The sequence below is a fragment of the Polaromonas sp. P1_G2 genome (genome assembly GCF_056405515.1).
Genome location: NZ_JBFUBY010001477.1, coordinates 1 through 395, shown reverse-complemented (window position 1 = coordinate 395; position 395 = coordinate 1). Strand labels below are relative to the sequence as shown.

Below are 395 nucleotides of genomic sequence, written 5' to 3'. Positions count from 1 at the left end.
CCACTACTTTGCTCGTGATTGAAGACATTCACTGGGCCGACGATGCGACTCTGAACCTCATCCGCTATCTCGGAAGGCGCATTCGCCATACCCGCATCCTACTTGCGATGACGGCGAGAAATGACGATACGACCAGCCAGGCGCGGCTGCGGCAATTGCTGGCCGACATACCGCCTGCGCATTGGCTGCGGATCGCCGTCCCGGCGCTCACCAGGACAGCCGTCCTCGATCTGGCCGGCGAGCGCGGTCTCAACGGCGAAGCGATATTCCACGCCACCGGCGGCAACGCCTATTTCGTCACCGAACTTGTCGAGGCCGGCGAGTGCGAGCGCCTGCCTGCCACCATCCGCGATGCCATCCTGGCGCGCGCCGATACGCTATCCGCGGTCGACAGG

Annotated in this window: 1 protein-coding gene; it reads left to right on the top strand. The window is 64.1% G+C overall.

What is annotated here, in order from left to right:
- Positions 1–395: hypothetical protein (locus AC1D0P_RS31165; protein WP_477680261.1), on the top strand; the 395-nt coding region annotated here is incomplete at both ends.